The sequence below is a fragment of the Marilutibacter maris genome (assembly GCF_006546735.2).
Lineage (GTDB): Bacteria > Pseudomonadota > Gammaproteobacteria > Xanthomonadales > Xanthomonadaceae > Marilutibacter > Marilutibacter maris.
In genome coordinates, this window is sequence record NZ_VICD02000194.1 from 1 (window position 1) to 2824 (window position 2824).

Genomic DNA, 2824 nt, shown 5'->3' on the forward strand with positions numbered 1-2824 from the left:
CGCCGATGCGGCGCCCCGGCACCGCTCACTGCGCGAGCACGTACTCCAGCGTTTCCGCCAACCAATCGTCGGATCGCAGGACCACGTCCGGCACCACGCCCTGGCGCTCGATCGACGCACCGTCGCGGGTCTGGATCTGGCAGATCGGCACGTAGGCGAAGTATGCGTCGTTGCTGACCATGGTCACCGGGTTGCCGGCCCCGGCGGTGGTGCTCCCCAGCACGGTCGCGCGCTTCATCTGCTGCACGATGAAGGCGAAATACTCGGCCGCCGACCCGGTGTCCTCCGACACCATGACGTAGACCGGCGTCTGCGGGAACTTCGGCCCCGGCGCATGGTTGTACGGCACCTCGCTGCGCTTCCACTCCGTCTCGCCGGTGCACCTCTTGACCAGCAGGTCCTGGTAGTCGTCGTCCGCGAACAGATGCCGGTTTACGAAACCGCTGGCGCGCCCATCTCCGCCGGGATTGCCGGTGAGGTCGAAGATCAGCGCGTCGACGCCCTCCAGCAGCTCGAGCGCGCTGATGATCCTGGCGAATGCGACATCGTCGGCGAGATGGCGGTCCCAGCGGATGTAGCCGACATTGGGCGGCAACACCCGCACCTGGGTGATGCCACCGTTCCAGTTCGTCTCGGGCTCGGCCTTGTCGTCGGCATCGGGCGTATCCGCCTTCGCCGCCTTCACCACCGGACCGGCGTAGAAATGGACGTCGCCGGAGGTCTCGCGCAGCAATGCGGTCACCCGCTTGAGCCGGTCGCGCGCGGGCAGCGCGGCCAGTTCGCCCGAGCGCTGCGCGGCACGCAGCTGGCGGCACAGTCGCCTGCCCATCGCCGGGTCGTAGTAGACCCGCTCGATCGCCTCGCACTGGAACTGGACCAGTGCCTTCGTGTCCCGCTCGGCCGTTCCGGAATCGGCGGCCCCGGCCGAGACCCCGGCGCATCCCAGGAACACCCCCAAAATCATCGCCCACCGCAAGTACCGCATACCCCCTCCAATGTTCGTGCGCCGCCGGACAGCGGCCTCGTTTGGATGCGGGGTGGAGCGAGGCGTTTAAGGCGACGGGCGGACGGGAGCGACATTGCCTACCAGAGGTGCCGTAGCTACCGGTAACACGAGCCCAGATCGATGTCCGAAAGCGGCCAGACCCGACATCCGGGCGGGACCATCATCCTCGCACCGCCCCCGTTGAGACCGAGGTACCGCAATGTCAGTCACCCAATCCGCCTTCAAGATCGTCGCCCTGCCGGCCGAGCCGTTCGCGCCGCTGTTCGAGCTGGACGACGCCAGCCTGACCGCGCGCGGCATGCGCCGCTGCATCGCCGACGACCCCACGGCCTATCCCTGCCGGGTCAGCCTGGACAACGCCGCGGTCGGCGAAGAAGTCCTGCTACTGCCGTTCGACCATCACGTGACCGCATCGCCGTATCGCGCCTCGGGCGCGATCTTCGTCAGCCGCGACGCGGTCCGGGCCGAGCCGGCGGTCAACGAGGTGCCGCCGCAGTTCCGCCGCAAGCGCTTGTCGGTGCGCGCCTACAACCGCGACGGCGACCTGATCGGCGCCGACGTCACCACCGGCGACGCGCTGGAAGCCTGCATGTCCGCCCTGCTGGAGGTCGCCGAGGTCGAGTGCCTGCATCTGCACCATGCCGCCCATGGCTGCTATCTGTGCCGGGTCGAACGTGCCGATGCGGCTCGGGGTGCCTGAACCCGCGGAGGCGTCAGCCTGTCGCAGCGGCGCTCAGGCGCCGCTGCCGCTGCCGTAGTCCTGGTAGGACTTCTCCTCGACGTAGGACGAGCCCAGCGCGAGGTTGATCTCCTTCTTGATCCGGGCGCGGGTGTCGTTCTCGAAATAGACGCTGCGCGCCAGCTTCACGAACTCCTGGTCGAAGGCCTGCGCCTTCTCCTTGAGCCGGATGTCGTCCTCGATCTCCCACAAGCGCTCGTTGACCGCCTTCAGGTCGGCCCGCAGGCGGACGATGTCCTTGCCGGCGGCCGGGTGCGCCATCCAGGTCTTCTCCAGCGCCGAAAGCTCGTTGCGGACATTGGCGAGCTTGGCTTCGTCGCTCATGCGCTCGGACTTGATCTGCAGGATCGCGATCTTGTCGAGCAGCTCACCGAAGGAAACGGGGACGAGGATTTCGGACATGCGCAGGGCCGGTCTGTGGGAGACGCTGCAGTGTAACGCGACAGCCCCGTGCCGCCGCCGCACGAGCTGAACGCGACCCGCATCGGGGCCGCTTCCGGGCCGCGGCCGCACCGGTTCCGCGGGCGGATTCGATTCCGATGACGGAACCGCTTGCCGGCCCCGGTTCCGCCCCGTATCATGGCGCCCCCGCGCCTGCTGGAAGTTGCCGGCAGGACACCGGAGAGGTGGCAGAGCGGTTGAATGTACCTGACTCGAAATCAGGCAGGCGTTAATAGCGCCTCGGGGGTTCGAATCCCCCCCTCTCCGCCAGATATGAAAAACGCCCCCTCGTGGGGCGTTTTTCGTATCTGACTGAGTGCGGGGATCTGGATGAGAACCCGTGCCGCAGGCACGGTTCGACAGATCGGCACGACCGCCGATCTGGACGGCCGAAGGCCGCCCCGCAGGGGCGAGGGCCACGGATGGCCCGAGTCCATCCCCCTCGATCCGTTCGCCGCCCCCCTCAAGGTGCGCGCTGCTCCTCAAACACAACGCCCCCTCGTGGGGCGTTTTTCATATCTGGCGGAGTGCGGGGACCTGGATGAGCACACCTGCTCGGAAAGCCCGCGCGCAGCGCGGTTCGACAGATCGGCACGACCGCCGATCTGGACGGCCGAAGGCCGCCCCGCAGGGGCGAG

General features: G+C 68.0%; 3 protein-coding genes and 1 tRNA gene. 2 read left to right on the forward strand and 2 right to left on the reverse strand.

Annotated features, from left to right (window positions below; translation table 11 throughout):
* Positions 1 to 25: 25 nt before the first annotated feature.
* Positions 26 to 985 carry a S41 family peptidase gene (locus tag FKV24_RS11260; protein ID WP_141482455.1) on the reverse strand — a complete coding sequence of 320 codons (960 nt, stop codon included), beginning with the start codon at positions 983 to 985 and terminating at the stop codon, positions 26 to 28.
* A gap of 220 nt (positions 986 to 1205) precedes the next feature.
* Between FKV24_RS11260 and FKV24_RS11265 the strand changes: the two genes are divergently transcribed.
* On the forward strand, positions 1206 to 1706 hold the full coding sequence (locus FKV24_RS11265; RefSeq protein ID WP_141482456.1) for a DUF1203 domain-containing protein: 501 nt from the start codon (positions 1206 to 1208) through the stop codon (positions 1704 to 1706).
* Positions 1707 to 1739: 33 nt separating this feature from the next.
* Here FKV24_RS11265 and FKV24_RS11270 read toward each other — a convergent pair whose 3' ends face one another.
* A complete protein-coding gene (locus tag FKV24_RS11270; protein WP_111266071.1) occupies positions 1740 to 2147 on the reverse strand; it encodes a DUF6165 family protein in 408 nt (135 codons plus the stop codon).
* Positions 2148 to 2365: 218 nt separating this feature from the next.
* On the opposite strand from FKV24_RS11270, the gene FKV24_RS11275 reads away from it, so the two are divergent.
* Positions 2366 to 2456: transfer RNA gene (locus FKV24_RS11275), tRNA-Ser, on the forward strand.
* Positions 2457 to 2824: the final 368 nt, after the last annotated feature.

What these genes read in the sequence shown, in the direction of transcription:
- FKV24_RS11260 (WP_141482455.1), bottom strand. Translation starts at nt 985, where the DNA reads ATGCGGTACTTGCGGTGGGCGATGATTTTGGGGGTGTTCCTGGGATGC.
- FKV24_RS11265 (WP_141482456.1), top strand. Translation starts at nt 1,206, where the DNA reads ATGTCAGTCACCCAATCCGCCTTCAAGATCGTCGCCCTGCCGGCCGAG.
- FKV24_RS11270 (WP_111266071.1), bottom strand. Translation starts at nt 2,147, where the DNA reads ATGTCCGAAATCCTCGTCCCCGTTTCCTTCGGTGAGCTGCTCGACAAG.